Source organism: Mucilaginibacter sp. P5_A6, from assembly GCF_056400585.1.
This window is the reverse complement of sequence record NZ_JBFUKZ010000011.1, coordinates 115145-133684: the sequence shown is the minus strand read 5'-3', so window position 1 is coordinate 133684 and position 18540 is coordinate 115145. Positions and strand designations below refer to the sequence as shown.

Here is an 18540-nt window from a genome sequence, read left to right as displayed (position 1 = left end):
ATTAATATTAAATTATGAAAATCCTCCTTATTGGTTTTACTGTAGCCCTACTAATTTCTTCCTGTAAAAAACATACGCTATTTGAGCAAATACCATCTTCTGTTTCGGGCATTGTATTTAATAACCTGATTACAGAAAACGATTCGATTAATCCTATCGATAATGCCACTGTATATAATGGCGGAGGTGTTGGCATAGGTGATTTTAATAACGATGGGCTTCCGGATATTTACTTTGTGGGTAACATGGTGCCGAATAAGTTATATATCAACAAAGGTAATTTCAGGTTTGAGGATGTTACTGCAACAGCGGGCGTAGACGGCAATGGACGTTGGGGAAGGGGTGCTTCTGTAATTGATATTAATAACGATGGCTTGCCCGACATATACGTATGTAATTCGTTTGCCAATGATCCCAAAAAAAGGCAGAACTTGTTGTATATCAACAAAGGGGTTAATAAAAATGGGGTTCCTGTATTTAACGAAGAAGCAAAGGAATACGGGCTTGATATCCAGCTATTTTCTACAATGGCTGGTTTTTTTGACTATGATAATGATGGCGACCTTGACATGTATTTGACCGTTAACGAGCCTAACCCTGCCGAATTCCCCAACCAGTTCAGGCCGATTGATACCGCCGGCAACGGCAGAAGCATGGGACGATTGTACCAGAACCACTGGGATCCTATCCTTAAACATCCTGTGTTTAAGGATATGTCGGTAGTAGCAGGTATCAAGATAGAAGGGTACGGACACGCCGCCACTATCGCCGATATCAACCTCGATGGCTGGAAGGACATATATGTTACAAACGACTTTCTGTCGAATAATATATTGTATATCAATAATCATGATGGCACTTTTACCGACAAGTCGAAGGCGTATTTTAAGCATACATCTTTCAATGCAATGGGGCAGGATATTGAAGACATCAATAATGACGGGCTGGCCGATATATTTGAACTGGACATGAATCCTGCTGATAATTATCGAAAAAAAATGATGTCGGGGCCAAGTAGCTATAATACCATTCAAAATTTCGACCATTATAGGTATCAATATCAATATGTCCGGAATACCCTTCAGTTAAACCAGGGTCCGTCTATAGGAGAAAATAACCAGGTCGGTAACCCAACATTTAGCGAAATTGGCTTTTTAAGCGGTGTGGCCCAAACAGACTGGAGCTGGACCCCGATGATAACCGATTTTGACAATGACGGTTACCGCGATATTATTGTTACCAATGGTTATCCCCGCGACGTTACAGATCATGATTTTATTGCTTACAGATCCAATGCATTTTTGATAACGCCGAAGAAGGAAGTTCTCAGCCAGATACCGTCAGTCAAAATTCACAATTACGCCTTTCGTAACCAAAACGGTTTGCAATTTAAGGATGTGAGCATGGACTGGGGCCTGGGTATTCCCTCCTTTTCGAATGGTGCAGTATATGCCGACCTAAATAATGACGGCGCAATGGACCTTGTAATTAATAATATCAATGACCAAGCGCTAATTTATAAAAACACCGCCGGGGAGAATAAAGAAAATGTGCGCCATTACCTCAACATAAAGTTTAAGGGACCAAATCAGAACCGCGAGGGAATTGGAACTTTTGTGGATATATATTATCAGCACGGTTTACATCAGGTTTACGAAAACAGCCCTTACAGGGGCTACCTTACCAGCATTCAATCTGTAGCACATTTTGGGTTAGGTGAATGCAAAAAAATAGACTCGGTGGTTGTTAAGTGGCCGAACAAATACAGACAAACACTTTTAAATGTAGATGCAGATCAAACATTATCTGCTAACGTTAAAAATGCCCGTCAAACCTATACCTGGGCAAATCCGGTACAACTAAAAGCTCCGATATTTACTAATATCACGGGCAAAAGCGCGGTTAAATACATCCATCGCGACACGGATTATACAGACTTTAATATTCAAAAGCTTTTGCCTCATAAGCTTTCAGAATACAATCCTGCGCTGTCAGCAGGCGATATTAACGGCGATGGCTTAGATGATATAGTTGTCGGTGGAAATTTGACAGAGCCGGCACAGGTCTTTTTTCAACAAAACAACGGCACATTTATACAACGGGGCCTTTTAGAAGGAAAGAAGTACAATCACCCCTATCTTGATGGAGGAATTCTCATTTTTGATTCAAACGGAGATAAGTTTCCTGATGTATTAATTACCGGCAGTGGCTATAAAACCCCGGCAAATGATCCGGCATACCAGGACCGCTTATATATTAATGATGGCAAAGGTCATTTTAAGCTTGCGAAGGATGCATTACCGGTGTGTTTTAAAAGTAAGTTGTGTGTAAGGGCTTTTGATTATAATAACGATGGCAGATTAGATCTCTTTATTTCAGGGCGAGTTGAGCCATGGAGATATCCCGAACCGGTGAATAGCTACATTTTAAGAAATGACACAAAGGACGGAAAGGTAAAATTCACCGATGTAACTAATGACGTTGCTCCAGACCTAAAAAAGATTGGGTTGATATGTGATGCTATTTTTAGTGATTTTGACAACGATAATAAAACAGACCTAATATTAGCAGGAGAATGGATGCCGCTAATTTTCTTAAAAAATGCAGGTGGAAAGTTTGTAAACGTTACAGCAAAAAGTGGCGTTGGCAATAAACCCGGATGGTGGAACTCAATAATTGCAGGTGATTTCAGGCATACAGGCAGAATGGATTACATAATTGGAAATGTAGGCTTGAACACCCTTTACCAGGCCAGCGACGAATTCCCGGCTTTTATAACAGCAAATGATTTTGATAAAAGAAACAGGTTCGACGCATTTCCGTCATTATTTCTTCCTGGCAAAGATGGCATACAACGGGAATATCCAGCAAATGTGAGGGATGATGCTTTTAAGCAGATGATTAGTTTACGGGTAAAATTCACTAATTATCATTCATATGCGGAGGCTACTATGCAGGATGTGCTTAGCGCCGACCAAATGAAAAATGCGCTGCGGCTTAAAGCCACCGAGTTGAGGTCCTGCTATTTCAGGAACGACGGCGAAGGTAAATTCACAATAACCCCTTTGCCTCTTGAAGCACAGGTTTCGGCATTAAATGGGATGGTGGCCGACGATTTTGACGCGGATGGCAATCTCGATTTATTGATTAATGGAAATGATTTTGGTACAGATGTTTCAATTGGAAGATATGACGCCCTAAATGGCTTGTTGTTAAAAGGTAACGGCAAAGGAGGATTTACCCCTTTATCAATTGCACACAGCGGAATATATTTACCGGGAGATGGAAAGGCACTTGTAAAATTAAGGAGCGCAAACAATAATTACCTTATGGCGGCAAGCGAACACTTAGGGCCACTCCGGATTTTTCAATTGAATGCTAAGGCATCCATGTTAAAAATAGGTTATACAGATCAAAGTGCCTTAATAACGTATAAAAATGGCAGCCATGTCAAACAGGAATTTCATTATGGCAGTTCGTTTATTTCCCAATCCTCCAGGTTTATGCTCATTAATGATAAAATAGCACAAGTATCAATAAAAGATAATTCAGGAAAAATCAGGCTTGTCAAATTTTAGTTTAAATATCGCTGTTGGGTAATGCCTGATTGGCTGTTCTTAGCAAATAGACTTTCTATCAGTGCAAATCTAAATCATCGGCTATGACATCCTACATGATGATTTAGATTTGCCTTTTTTATATTCAATACTTAAATACAGCGTTGCTTTTCACATATTATCAGCCATCTTCATAGACATCGCTGGCTCACCCGTGTTAAATTCAAGTATCTTCAATTTAAGTTGTGTTACCTTACCATCTTCTGTTATTTCAAGTAACTGGTTAGGCTTTGTTTTTTGAAGATGCTGCACTGTACCACTCCCCGCCCATCGAATTTCGATATCGTCGATGATACTGGCCTGCCCTACTCCTATTTCTTGCCGGAGCGGAGATGAACCAAAGCTTCCACCGGAGTTTACATCCTTAAACACACTTCGTTGTAAGCCATTCTCTGTAAAAGAGACCTTGATTCGTGAACCGATAGCACACCTGTTTGACTTTGTACCTACCAGCTTTAAACCTATCCAATTATTATTATTTTGGCCGGGATTAAGGTATAGCGCACTTTTGTAGGCATCGCCTATATAGGCCCCGCCCATTTCGATAAAAATATCCTGCAGGCCGTTATTCCTAAAATCGGCAAATGATACACCATGACCTTTTTGCAAATTGCCGGTACGTGATGAACTGGTTACATCGGCAAATTTTTTGCCACCTATATTCCGGAAAAGTTTATTGGGTATAAGCGATCCAAAATCCGGGTTGCCGGTACCAAAATAAATATCCGGATAGCCGTCATTATCAATATCACCGAAATTACCTCCCATGCTAAACACTACCTTATTCAGCCCTACATCACGGGTTACGTTTGTAAATGTACCATCGCGGTTGTTTTTAAAAAGAAAAATATTGCCATTATCTGTCACGGGGGTACCCAAAGCCTCTAAGGCGGCATAATAACCCAGGGTTGTACTAAAATTGTAACTACCAATCAAAATATCAGGCCAGCCATCATTGTTGTAATCATAAAACCAGGTGGTAAATGTATTTTGTTTGATACTGATGCCCGCTTTTTCGGTAACATCCTCAAAACCGACGTTGTTCCCTCCTTTACATTTATTTTTCAGCAAATACTTTCTTCCACTCATGGTAGATACAAAAATGTCAGGCCAGCCGTCATTATTGTAATCGGCAGATGTTACCCCCTTCACAAAATCGTTAATTTGGCAATGGGCCTTTTGAGCCATTTCTTTAAAAGTACCATCATGACTATTCATATAAAGTGCCGATGGATGGTTATTGTTAGGGGCGTTTCCGCCATGGCTTTCCATCCCGATAAAAACATCAAGCCAGCCATCGTTATTGAAATCGGCCCACACAGCAGTTTGCGTAGGATGCATAAATTTGAGGCCGGCTGCAATGGTAACGTCGGTAAACCTGCCATTGCCGTTGTTTTTAAGCAACGAACTTGGCTGGTTGCCAAAATCATCCAGAAGCCAGCCTCCCCGCATTATAAAAATATCAGGCCGGCCATCGTTGTTATAATCGGTTTGTTCAATATTAAGGCCGCCAACCACGTCTTGCAAGCCACTTTGAGTGGTACGGTCGCTGAAGGTACCATCACCGTTGTTATGAAAATAGTGCATGTGATCTTGCAGATCCATTCCTGTTGTAATAATGTCTATATAACCGTCGCCGTCAAAATCGTCGGCTATGGAGCCGCCCGCCCGGCTATTCAGGTTTATACCAACATTTGCTGCTACATCTGTAAATGGCTTCACTTTATATGGTCCATCGTCGGCATTTAAATTAGGGATCAAATATTGGGCAGGAACTTTTTCTGGATAACGACCTAATGTCATATAAGCTACATTTAACAGCCACCGTGACTGGGCATCGTGGGAGTTACTTTGCAAAATGTTCTCCAGTGTTTCAATTGCCTGCCGCGATCCTGTTTGAACTTGATGTATGCCTGCTCCTTTAATAGGGAATATGCACGATGAGCCGTTATGACCGAGCATACAATTGGCGCGTTCTCCCAAACGCATATAGGCCACTGCCTGATCAGGTTTTATATTCACGGGGTTCATGTAAGGTGGCAGCTTTGCAACTTTTGTGTATATATCAACAGCCTGCTGTTCATGACCTTCCTGTAATTCAAACAAAGCTTTTTTTGTCAACAATTGAACATCATAGTTTGGCGAATCAACCTTTAACATCGAATCGCAGGCGGCAAGCCGGGCATCGGAGCTAAAGATGTTTTGAGGATTATAATTTCGCTTTTTGAGCTGTTCCAGCAAGTCTGCCATTCTCATCGGGGAATGTGGTTTACATGAGATTATTAAACCACAAGTAGCTGCAGCGAAAAACATGGCCATTTTTGCAAATCGCGATAACATGATAATTGGTTTTAAAATTGGTAACGAATCTTTTTTAGCTCCTTAATATTGGATATCATAAACGCAGCGCAATAATAAATTTGAGCTATAATAAAATAACTAAAATTTAAACCAGCCTTACATCTTATAATAATACTAACAAAGCAATTAACAAATATAAAAAGGTACGGCAGCCCAAAACACAACATTTGTGTATATCCATATAACATCTGAATAAACCTATCGATTAACTACCCGATAGCCAGATATGATAACCCATTGTTATTATACCTAAACGCCTGCAATGCATTCAAAATTTATACGATAAGATCAGGGCTTTGTCAGTTTCATCCCATAATAATTTTATCACTGCATAAAAAAAGTCAGGTAAACCGTGCTACGCCGATATGTTGAACATATGATGTATATAAACATACAAATGTGCGTGCGTAGGATGTTCAACCGGATTATATTCGTCCCACAGCAAAAAAATAACTGCGGCTGATGCAGTATACGCCCCATAAAATTGTTCTAAAATTCGGGATAAGAAATGGCCTGAGGATATTGGGGTATAATTAAAGATAAATAACTAAATAAATCGAAAATATGAAGAAAACGTTTTTAAAGATGACTATGCTGACCGCTGTGTCAACCCTCCTATTCAATCCGTTAATTGCGCAGAAAAGCGCCAAAAAAGTCAAATATCTTAATCCCCCGCTTATTAAAAATATTTATACAGCAGACCCCTCTGCTCATGTGTTTAAAGGGAAAATTTACATCTACCCCTCTCATGACATTGATGCAGGTGTACCCGAAAACGATAATGGCGACCATTTTGCAATGCGCGATTACCATATACTTTCACTTGACCGGATAGGCGGAAAAGTTACAGACCACGGTATTGCCCTGAATATGAAAAACATTCCATGGGTTGGCAAACAGTTATGGGCACCCGATGCCGCCTATAAGAATGGAAAATACTATCTGTATTTTCCCGCAAAAAACAAGGATGGTGTTTTTCAAATAGGGTGCGCAACATCCAATAACCCTGCAGGGCCGTTCAAGGCCAATCCACATCCTATTACCGGAAGCTACAGTATTGATCCTGCTGTATTTGTTGATGATGACGGTAAAGCCTACATGTATTTTGGAGGTATCTGGGGTGGTCAGCTACAGCGGTGGCAAACCGGAAAATACGAGCTTAACGGTTCAAAAACAGATCTTCATAATGATAAGGGACCGGCAATAAGTTGCAGGGTAGTTAAATTGGATAAAAGCATGACGGAATTTGAAGGAAAAGTGCAAAATGCACTTATCATTGACAGCGCCGGACATCAGTTATCGGGTGGCGACCATGATCGCCGCTTTTTTGAAGGCTCATGGATGCATAAATATATGGGCAAATATTATTTGACGTATTCTACTGGAGACACTCACTTTCTTGCCTATGCAATTGGCTCCAGCCCCATTGGGCCTTTTGTATACGCCGGGCACTTTATGCAGCCTGTGCAAGGATGGACAACACATCATTCCATTGTTAAATTCAATAATAAATGGTACATATTTTATCACGACACTGAACTTTCAGGCAAAACAAACCTGAGAAATGTTAAGGTTACCGAGCTGCATCACCTTAGTAATGGTAAGATAGAAATGATCAATACTTACTTAGTAGCCCGGGGGAAAAAATAACACCCTTAGCAGTCGCATCGATCAACTTTGCGGCTGCTATTTTAGGTTATTTAAAGTTTGATTTTACTTACCATCACCAACCTGGATAACCTGATCAATTCATACCTTGACCGGTTACGGTTACCTTAATTGGATTCCTTTCAAAATTACGAGACTACCCCCAATCCAATTTCGCCTTCTGTGCTTATTAATTCCTGATTTTCAATTGTTAATAATAACCACTTCTCCCGGGCGTGTCGGAATATCATATACCCAGGATCTTGTTAGCTTAGCTATAATATTTTTATCGGCACTTTTTACAATCGGCTTTTTCAAATCCATTACCTGGTAAAAGTGGTTTTTATTTATACCATTTGCTTCCCTTAGCAATTTGCTACCGATCTGATGATTAACACGTAGCCGGCAGTTTCCGCCAAGCGAAGAATGTATCACCAATTTGATAATTTTGTGGTTGGCCCATTTCATATCAATTTTAAAACCACCCCTTGCCATTAATCCTGATATACTGCCATCCTTCCACTCATCAGGCAATGCCGGCAATAGGTAAATTGCACCATCATGACTTTGCAAAAGCATTTCTGCTATACCGGAAGTACAGCCGAAATTTCCATCGATCTGGAACGGCGGATGAGCATCAAATAAATTTGGATAAGTGCCGCCAGAGTTCGCGCTTATAGGCTTTATTTGATCCTTAATAAGCTTGTAGGCGTGATTGCCATCCAACAAACGTGCCCAAAGATTGATCTTCCACGCCATAGACCAGCCGGTGGAAACATCGCCACGATAGTCAAGTGATTTTTTAACGGCAGCAAAAAGTTGCGGTTGCGTAAATGGGGATATCTGGTTTCCTGGAAACAAGCCGTATAGATGAGATACATGACGATGATGATCATCCGTACGGTCAAAATCATCTAACCACTCCTGTAATTGCCCGTACCTTCCAATTTGCATTGGAGGGAGTTGGCGGCGGTAGATGACCAGGCTGTCTGCAAATACCTTGTCAATATTGAGCTCGGCGGCAGCTCTTATAGCGTCGGTAAACAAGCCATAAACTAATTGGTTATCCATGGTGGCACCTGCAGTAACAGAAACCTGGTTTTTTCCATCGATATATTCGTGTTCGGGCGAAACTGAGGGTGACACTACCAGCCATCCATGTTCACGCTCTTTTTGAAGGGCATCAATGTAATACTCGGCTGCCGCTTTAATTATCGGGTAATATTGCCTTAAAAATTTCTTATCACCAGAGTATAAATAATGTTCCCACAGATGTTGGCAAAGCCATGCATTTGACGTTGGCCATAAACCCCAGAAAGCGCCGTCTACAACACCGGTTATACGCCAGATATCAGTATTATGATGTAATGCCCATCCACGTGCTCCGTACATCATTTTTGCAGTTGGTGTGCCGGTAACAGACAAATCTCTGATCATATTAAAAAGCGGAGTACTTAATTCTGCTAACTGGGTTACCTCACTTGGCCAGTAATTCATTTCGGTATTTATGTTAACCGTATACTTACTATCCCACGGGCCTTTAACTTCGCCGTTCCAGATACCCTGTAAATTGGCCGGCTGCGATCCAGGTTGAGACGAACAAATTAACAGGTAGCGACCGTATTGAAAATATAACTCGGCTAATTGTTTATCATTATTATTAGAAAAATTTTGGATACGGACGTCTGTGGGCTGTTTTGCAGCGCTATCTATACCAAGATCGAGTTTAACCCGGTCAAAATACGAACGATAATACCTGATGTTTTTGGTTAACAATTCGTTGAAACTGAGCTGATAGGCCTTTTTTAAAATGTTTTCTGCCCGAAGCATTGAATTTGCTGAAACATCATGATAGTTGATAAAATTGGTGGCCATAGAAAGATAAATCACGGCTGTATCTGCATTTGCGATAGTAATACCCGAAGTATCAACAACGTTTGTGCCTCCGGAATTTTTGACCTTGGTGAGCACATTAAATTCTATTTGTCCTTTTTGGCCTTCGTGCTCACTACCCTGGCCGGATAAAACCAGTGTTTTTTCGTCAATTATGGCAACTGAAGATTTAAGAGGGCTTTGAAGTTTCAGCTTACAGCTAATCATGCCTGGCTTATTGGCTGTAAGTCTTACCATGAATGCGTTTGCGCCGAACGACGTAAAAAACTCTCTTTTATAGTTAACTCCGTTTAAAGTATACTTTACCGTAGCTGTGGCGTTCGCTATATCCAGATCGCGATAATAGTCACCCACCCTACCTGTTTCAGGAAAGCTGAGATATAAATTACCTGCCAGTTGGTATGGCATGCCGCTATTGCCCTTTGGCCCAAGTTTACTGTTAGCTATTTCCTGCGCTTCGGCATACTTTTTCTCTGCGAGCAGCTGCCTCACCTGATTAATGTATGGCCTTGCATTTGAATCGATTGTATTATTTGGGCCTCCTCCCCATATGGTTGATTCATTGAGCTGAATGCGTTCATTTTTTACGTCGCCAAACACCATACCCCCGATAAAACCGTTTCCAAGAGGAAGGGCCTCATTCCAGTTTTTAGCTGGTTGATTATACCACAGTTTATATCGCCCGGAGCTATCAGGTATGCTATCTTTTCTACCTGAATGAGTTTTCTGTTGCGCTTGTACCGATGAAAAAATCAACAATGCCGCAGCAAATGGGTATATTATTTTATTTACTAATCTTCTCATACAATTTGGTTTATAATGCGTAATCCCCCATTGGACAGCCTTATTATCTTTTATTGAATTGTCTGTTTCAGCGACGCTTGCGTTTTAAACGCTAAGCCACTTACCAAATTCCTTACGGCTTTCGGCGGTTATGTTCACAAATACAGCAGGCCCCTTATCGGGTCATTTAATAGCGCCGCCGTTAAAAATTCACTACAGACCAGTAGGCATTTTTGCGCTGTCGATTTTCATCAAACAATAAAGGATAGGCCCTGATAACCGCACGGGGCGTATTTAAGCCTGCCGCCGCTCCGCCCATTAATCCTCCTCCTCGCCCGTCCAACCAGCTGTTTCTGTCAGATACATTCCAGAATGTAACATTTGTTATAAACTTTTTATATTGCCGGAAAATTTCGAACGCCATTTTGTATTGCGCTATTTGTTTGGCTTCCAATTCTGGCGTATAACCCGGGTCAGGCGTTGACGGCGTTGTGGCTCCCAGAGGTATCGTTCCAGGCGCAGGTGGTGGTTGTGGCAAGCGTATGGTGATATCCAATTCGGTAAATTGAACCTTTAAACCCAGCGAAGTTACTTCATCCAAAGCCTTACGCAATTCGCCGGGCGATGGGTCATTCAACTTCCAGTGCGCCTGCATGCCCACCCCATCAATCGGCACGTGGTCGTCAATTAGTTTTTTTAATAATTTATATATCTTTTCTCTTTTTACCGGGTGTTCGCTATTATAATCATTGTAGTATAATTTGGCCTGCGGATCGGCTTCATGCGCATATTTAAACGCCGCCGCTATAAAGTCGGGGCCATTGCATATTTTGTACCAGTTGCTTTTACGATATATCTGCGTTGTATCATCGCTGTCATCAACGGCCTCATTAACCACATCCCAGGCATAAATTTTCCCCCTATACCTCCCTGCTACAGCAAAAATATGATCCCTCAAACGCTCTAACAGCAATTCTTTGGTAACCGGCCCTCCGTTTGGCCCCTTAAACATCCATGCAGCTTCCTGATTGTGCCAGCATAAGTTGTGCCCGCGTATTTTAATATGATGGCTCAATGCAAAATCAACAATTTTGTCCGCATTTTTCCAATTATAAATATCTTCTGACGGATGTATCGGCCCCATCTTCATATCGTTTTCGGGCGTTACACTGTTAAATTCCCTGACAATTAATGCAGAATCAGGGCCATGCAAGGATGCCATACTAACCGCTACACCCATTGGAAAATAGTTTCTATAATAATCTTTTAAACCCTTATCTGGATGATCGGCAATAGTACCTGCCTGGAATGATGAAGCCACCTGATGTTTGGGTGTACATTGAACAAACGATAAAATAATAAAGGCAATTGCCGGGAGCAGGATGCCCCGATCAGTTTTTTTATTGACAGTTGAAAAATTCATGGATCATTAATGTTTTTATTGAAAATGTTAACTGTGTATACATCGCCAAGCGTTGTTCATCTTTAACTGGTTAAAGTTTAACGGTTTCTTTAAGCTTATAACCCAACAAGGAAAGCATCGCCCCGCCATATCGTTTTCCTAATAACCTGGCCCCCTCGGCAGTAAAATGCAAATGATCGGAGGAGCAAGCGCAACCTGCAGAAGAAATAACGTATGAATTAGCAACTGTTTGAGGCAGCGTTGCAATAATCTTGTTCATGTTAGCGCAAGCACCTCCCTGGTCAGCATTTACTAACTCGCCTGCAAGTAAAGGCACTTTTTTAGACTTCAGGTTTAAATCCCTGATCAAATTATCATAAATTCCCTTTACTTTTCTTGTCCATAGCGTATCGTTAGGATTCGATTCTCCCTGGTGTAACAAAACACCTTTAATTATACCTGATTTTTGAGCTAATCTGGCCAGTTCTATCAACCTTGCGTAGGGGTTCCCACCATATTCAGCCACTATACCTTTCATCCAGCCGGGGGCCGTTGCAAGATATGATTGATAACTATCCTTTTCAAAAACTTCGATTTTGGCACCGGCCACAGAGACATTTATTATACCGACCCTTATTTTTTCAGGTAGGTTAGCCACCAAAGTCCGGCCGAAATAATCTGTCGGTGTTAAACCCGTTTTGCACCTCGCCAATGGCGGTACGGCCGTATACCAAGTATCTTTTATCCGACCTCTGTCCGCACAATCGACAGCCTGCAACATCCGGAACCTGCTATCAACAGCGGTAGTGTCCTCGGCTTCAATTTTCGCATTACCCTCCATATTTGATTGGCCAAAGCAGATAAATATGTAAAAATTCTTGTCTTGCGAAAAACTTTTCAAGCTCAACAATATGAGGCATGTCACCGCCATTAATCTAAGCTTCATTTTCATGTTTGATCTCAATTTTTGAATATCAGGCTTGCAAACTGGTTTAAGGAACGTCTCCAGGATTGCCACTCATGCGCAGTGCCCGGCGATTCGTAAAACACCTGCTTAATGCCAGCCTTTTCAAGCGCCTCATGAAAGCCCTTTACCGTGGTCTGCATCCTTTCCGGTTCGGTAGTACCAATACTTAAATAAAGCACTTTAACCTTTTGGTTAAATGCATTTGCATCGACAAATACGCCATTGTACATTTTAGTTATATCGGTACCTGGCTGCATGAAGCCCGCGCCGCTAAAACCTCCCACATAGGCAAACTTGTCAAGGTTGGTCATGGTAGTCTGAAAGGTTTGAAACCCGCCCATTGAAAGCCCTGCCATAGCACGGTGATCGCGATCAGCAAGCGTCCTGAATTTTGCATCAACCATCGGGATAATTTCCTTTACAAGCACATCCGGAAAAACATTGCCTGCCATGCTCATTCCCCGGGGCGTGCTGGTTACCGGCTGTGTTGGATCTGTGGCATATCCCCTATCCATAACAACTATCATAGGCGTTGCCTGTTTCCCGGCAAACAAGTTGTCCAATATAAAATTCATTTTACCTTGTGCAGGCCAGCCGGTTTCGTCTTCGCCCGAACCATGTTGTAAGTAAAGTACCGGATATCTCATTTCGGTTTGTATATCATAACCGGGGGGCGTGTATACGTTTGCCCGCCTCCATGCCTTTGTTATGTTTGAATAGTAGTTTACTGAACGCACTTCGCCATGAGGTACGTCCTTTATTGTATAAAAATCGCCTTCCGGATCAGGAATATCAATACCACTTGCCATTCTCCCCATACCGTAAAAAGTTTGACTAGCGGGGTCGACAACGGATACGCCATCAATTATCAAAGAATAGTAATGGAATCCTAATACAATTGGGTCGGTAGTTACTGTCCAATACCCCCCGGTGTCCTTAGTCATTGGGTATTTTTTCAATAGGTCAATCTGAACACTCTTTGCCTCCGGTGCCTTTACGCGAAAAAAAACTGTATTGTCTGGAAATATTTGCGGGTACTTTACGTCCGGAATATTAGTGGGCGCCGGTATACCTACTTCATTATAAGAATATTGGGAGAATGTGGAAACATTTACCGGCTTAAAAATCAGTTGTGAAAACATATATAAGCCGTTTTTCCAAACCTTAAAGTTATGAACACCCGGCTCTATATAGTAGATATGCGGTACTTTTTTTTCTTCCAGGTAATCGTGAGTTCGTTTGCTGAATGCGATTAGCCCGTCGCTTGATCCACATGATATCCAAAGTAATTTTAGCTTACTTTTTACCGCTTCGGGGTTGGGCAGCAACTCTTCAGGCTTTTTGGTATTAGGCGCTGAAGAAAAACCACCAACCCATGAAAATACGTCGAGGTTTCCCAAGCCGAAATTTAATGATTGCCCCCCACCCATTGAAAGACCGGCCACTGCCCTGTGATCTTTATCAGTATATACGCGGTATTTACTATCAATAAATGGGATCAGATCGTTCAGCAAATCTTTTTCAAAAACGGCAAATCCTTGTACCTTATCGGGTGCCATTATATTTCCCGTAGCGCGGTCATCCTTTATAGCCCTGCCGTTCGGCAACACTACTATCATGGGTACAATTTTACCTTGTGCATAAAGGTTATCCAATATAACCTGGGGACTACCGCCGTTATACCATTCTTTTTCATCGCCACCAATACCATGCAAAAGATACAGTACAGGGTATTTTTTGCTTTTGGAATATCCGGGAGGTGTGTAAATAAGCGCGCGGCGGGTATTCCCCACGGTTTTTGATTGATAAGTGATGGTATCAATTTTGCCATGCGGAATATCTGTACGAAATACATCAAAACCGGCCCGTGCCTGGTTGACTATATCTTGTGCGTAAACTGGTATGCTAAAGAAAAGAACGGCACATGCCGCGAAAAAAAGCTGCTTAAAATATTTTAATCTGTTCATTGTTAATATTGTTTATAGGTAAATAAATTATCGGTTGGTTTGTGGTTGTATTAGCTGGTATTTGCCGCTCAGGTGCATCAGGCTGAATAAATACAACAAGCCGTCATAATATGGATCGAAATATCCATCCGCATAAGGCTCAAGCTTAGCGTTCCAAAGAGGCTTAACGAAATCGAATTTTGTATCATCGGCTATCATTAGCGTGGCCGCGGCAGAGGTGGCCACCAATCCCAATGAATGCCTTAACTTCCTAACTCCCCCTGCGGGTAGAATAAAGGCAGGCGTGGACCCATCTGTATTAAACTGATCCTGGAAATCATTTATTCCCTTTGATCGTAAAAAGTTTTGAAAGCGCCTCGCATAATTTTGCTGCCACTTTTTGTCTTTCCCGAACCACACATAATCCATTGCGATATTCATTGGTACACGCCAGGAGTCGAAACGGAAAGCCGACGGCATTCGCTTTCCGCCGAGTGATTTACCATTGAAATCTGTGTTATCAGCGTTAAGTGCCGTAACGGGATCGCAGGCCCTGTGTAAAAACACCCTTGCGGTATCTGCACAGTCCCAGTAAAATTGTTCATGGCCGTCTTTTGCATAAAGCGCCCATACTTCGTAAAACGCAGGCAAATGATAGGAAGGATCTGTCCATCCATATCCGGCGCCTTCGGGCACAAAGGAAATTTGTTTCGCCGCAATGTTTATTAAAGGATGAACATTCCCGGTACCGTCTTTTTTCCACATGGCATCCAGTATTCTCCTGGCCTCTCCATAATAATCAATACCTGTACTATTTCCCCACCGGTTGGAGGCAAAAAGCAGGTCGGTGATATAGTATAATTCTCCGTCGGATGCGGAACCTTCCGAATTATGCTTCATCGTTTTAGGATTAATGCTCCAGGCAAAATATCCTTCGCTTGGTCCGTCCTGGTGTTGAAGATATTTTTTTGACCACCGCCATATACGGTCAAAAACATCTTTTTTATTAAGCTGCACGGCGATCATCATACCATATGAAAGGCCCTCGGTTCTGGCATCGTGGTTTTTCACATCAGACACATATGCCATTGAATCGCCCACCTCGAAATAAACTTTGTTGGGGCCTTCAAACACATCATGATAAGCCTTCGCGACTTTAATGTTGATATCTCCCTTGTTATATCCCGCTTCATGAAAAAGATTAGGATAAACGCCGGAAGCAAAAACCCCTTTACCCGGCATTTTTTTTAAAGTTTTCTGACTTTGACTATTTGCCAAAGCAGGCAGCAAAGCAACTATTACATACAATAACACTATTTTTTTCATACTCACATTCTGGTTTAATAAAGATTATGTCTTACTATTTTTCTCATGGGTTAATAACTAAAAGCAACCTTACTTACCAGGAAATCTAATGCTTTTAATAAAGATTGCTTGTGGAAGGCCAGCAGGATACCGCACAAAAACGTCATGTTGCCCGGTAACATTTTTAAGTTGTTTACTAAATGTTTTATAATTACCGTTGCCTGTAGCGTTTAGCGGTATTGTAGCTATCAATTTACCGGTCCGAAGATCATCCAGCCATATTTGAAGCGTGCCTTTGCGTTTTGAGGAAGCAACTACCTGGACCGAAGACGGCGACTGACTTCCGATTTCCACACCGGATATCATAAACCATCCGCCATATACGGATGTATTGGTTACCGTTTTCCACTTCCCTTTATTACCAGTGGCTATTCCATAGTAATTACGATAGCCTGCTGCTGGTAATGAGGAGGATCCGTCTTTGCAAATAAAACCGTCGAAGTCCGCCGGCTTTCCTTCTGCAAATAACCCTACACTTGTTCCTACCCATGAATTAAAATTTGGTTGGGCTTCATCAAGTTTAACTGCGTTAATTGGCCTGCCTAAAGAAATCCAGGCTTTTCCGTCGCCGCTATAATATCCGGTTAGCTCGTGGCGGTTTCTTTCCAGTTTCAGCCAAACGATGTTTCCGAAGATGTTTGGCGCGCTCCGAGTCGCGGTATCCATTGTAAAAACAATTTTCCTCCCATTGTTGTAACCGCTGTAAAGCCTCACCACCACCGCCTGGTTTCCGTTAGTAAGATAAATACCAGCCTTAACGCTGTCATTGGTTGCACGCAGGTCAACCTTTGTAACAGCAGAATAATAGTGGTCCGTTTCCTTTTGAACAAGGTGGGTTCGGGCAGAATCGGGCGTAAGCCTTATCCATCCCCTCCGCGCGGTAAGCGAATAAGAGGCTGACGCTTTTTTGGTGAGGAAATGCCAATTCAGGCTTAATTCACCGCTATCAAAATAATCTGTTTTCACACTTGTCCATGAAATACCCGACTGTGGCAGGTTCGGTTTCTGGATAGGCGAGGCGGTTGGCGCCATGCCCCAGGGCCTGTCGCCCTCCCATGTTACGGGATAAAGAGCGGTTTGGCGTCCGGCACCTGACCAATCGTCGCCGTCGTACTTCTCATAGCTCTGTCCGATAGTCCACCAGGTGCCATCGGCTAATTGAACGGGAGCTGAAATGTGGTTAGGACGACGAAAACCTGTCTTACTATCGGTAACCGGTTTAAAAAAACCACCCAGCCTTTCCCATTTTGTCGAATCGCCTGTCAATGATCTTCCTCTTAAAACATATTGTCCGCCTGTAACATCACCAGCCGGAAAGTAATAATAATAGCCATTGCGTTTACACATTACAGGGCCTTCTGCCCAGCTATACTGTAGCTTTGCGTTTACCCAGTCGAGATTAATCACACTTTCTGTCAATTGCCCATCCTTACCCAAGGCTTGCAAACGATTAACTTTTTGACCGTTTTTTATCACCATATACGGTTTTCCGTCATCATCCACAAAAATTGAGTTGTCATAACCAAGATTACCTGTTTCAGGATTAGACTTTACTTGTACGGGACTTGACCACGGCCCTTTAGGGGAGCTTGCCTTACAAAACCACTGCCCTCCGGCCGAAAAATATATCCAGTAGGAGCCGTAAAAATAGGTTATGGCACCCTGCCAGATCCCAGCTGAAGGCCGGTCATTAACCCAGGCCGCTTTTGATGATGGGAGCACTCTGCTTATTACTTCCCAATGAACAAGATCTTTTGAGTGATAAATGGGCAAGTAGGGATTAAAATGAAAGGAAGATCCGCAGTGATAAAAATCATCTCCCACTTTAAGTAAGGTGGGGTCCGGGTGGTCGCCAGGTAAAACTGGATTCACATAGGTGTTAACTGTTTGATAAAACACAGCGGAATCTGGCATTTTTCCTTGTCCATTTGCGTATAAAACGATGAGCGAGAAAACGGTTATAAGGCCAATAAGCCGGATGAATTGGTTCATGATATTTAGTTAATTCAGATTGTACCCAGGCGTTTTAAATTGAAGTGTTGGTTCAAAAATTGGTGGTTCACCTGGCGAATAAGTATTAATCATCCATAGCCTCAGAATTTAGTTTACTGAATAAAAAATGGAACAATGGTGAAACCAACAATTGTTAAATCAACTTCGACCAAAAGTATTTTGAAAACAGAACTTGATGTGCCACAAATGTTGAATAAATCAACACTTTAGTTGAAATAAGTGGTCTTTTGTGACACCGACGCCTTAATCAGGCGCACAATATCAAAAATCCTAAATCATTTACTAGCTTAACATCCCATTTCGGCGCCGAAAGAAATCGTTATACTGAAGGCATATCAATAATAAACTGCTGCCCTCAATTTGCAATAAATTAAGAGGGTGTTATCGGATATGTTACGCTATCATATTCAAATATGCATATAAACATTTCGCCAGATATCCAGTTTATGTCACTATTTTTTTATTTATGCAATCGATTGTTTTTTGTAGATTTATGGTTTACATTTACGTTATGTGATTTTCAGTAAACGTTTGAAGTCGCACCTT

The 18540-nt window shown here is 41.9% G+C and carries 9 protein-coding genes; 2 read left to right on the top strand and 7 right to left on the bottom strand.

The features are described from left to right. The first annotated feature begins 14 nt into the window (after nt 1-14). Nucleotides 15-3578, top strand: a complete 3564-nt coding sequence (locus AC1DO4_RS14035) for a VCBS repeat-containing protein (protein WP_477416810.1) — start codon at nt 15-17, stop codon at nt 3576-3578. Between the two features lie 150 nt (nt 3579-3728). Here AC1DO4_RS14035 and AC1DO4_RS14030 read toward each other — a convergent pair whose 3' ends face one another. After that, a complete protein-coding gene (locus tag AC1DO4_RS14030) occupies nt 3729-5873 on the bottom strand; it encodes an FG-GAP-like repeat-containing protein (RefSeq protein ID WP_477416808.1) in 2145 nt (714 codons plus the stop codon). 669 nt (nt 5874-6542) lie between these two features. Here AC1DO4_RS14030 and AC1DO4_RS14025 point away from each other — a divergent pair. Next, entirely contained in the window at nt 6543-7628 is a 1086-nt protein-coding gene (locus AC1DO4_RS14025) for a glycoside hydrolase family 43 protein (RefSeq protein WP_477416806.1), read from the top strand. A 201-nt stretch (nt 7629-7829) separates the two neighbouring features. On the opposite strand, the gene AC1DO4_RS14020 is transcribed toward AC1DO4_RS14025, so the two are convergent. The 6 genes from AC1DO4_RS14020 to AC1DO4_RS13995 all read right to left on the bottom strand — a co-directional run bounded on the left by AC1DO4_RS14020 (nt 7830) and on the right by AC1DO4_RS13995 (nt 17973). Further along, complete coding sequence (locus AC1DO4_RS14020; RefSeq protein WP_477416804.1) at nt 7830-10322, bottom strand: glycoside hydrolase family 95 protein; 2493 nt, start codon at nt 10320-10322, stop codon at nt 7830-7832. Between the two features lie 181 nt (nt 10323-10503). Further along, complete coding sequence (locus tag AC1DO4_RS14015; protein ID WP_477416802.1) at nt 10504-11724, bottom strand: endo-1,4-beta-xylanase; 1221 nt, start codon at nt 11722-11724, stop codon at nt 10504-10506. Between the two features lie 70 nt (nt 11725-11794). Continuing rightward, entirely contained in the window at nt 11795-12649 is an 855-nt protein-coding gene (locus AC1DO4_RS14010) for a sialate O-acetylesterase (RefSeq protein WP_477416800.1), read from the bottom strand. Between the two features lie 14 nt (nt 12650-12663). Then, nucleotides 12664-14637, bottom strand: a complete 1974-nt coding sequence (locus AC1DO4_RS14005) for an alpha/beta hydrolase-fold protein (protein WP_477416798.1) — start codon at nt 14635-14637, stop codon at nt 12664-12666. Between the two features lie 27 nt (nt 14638-14664). After that, nucleotides 14665-15942 carry a family 8 glycosyl hydrolase gene (locus AC1DO4_RS14000; protein WP_477416796.1) on the bottom strand — a complete coding sequence of 426 codons (1278 nt, stop codon included), beginning with the start codon at nt 15940-15942 and terminating at the stop codon, nt 14665-14667. Nucleotides 15943-16011: 69 nt separating this feature from the next. Beyond that, complete coding sequence (locus AC1DO4_RS13995; RefSeq protein ID WP_477416794.1) at nt 16012-17973, bottom strand: family 43 glycosylhydrolase; 1962 nt, start codon at nt 17971-17973, stop codon at nt 16012-16014. Nucleotides 17974-18540: the final 567 nt, after the last annotated feature.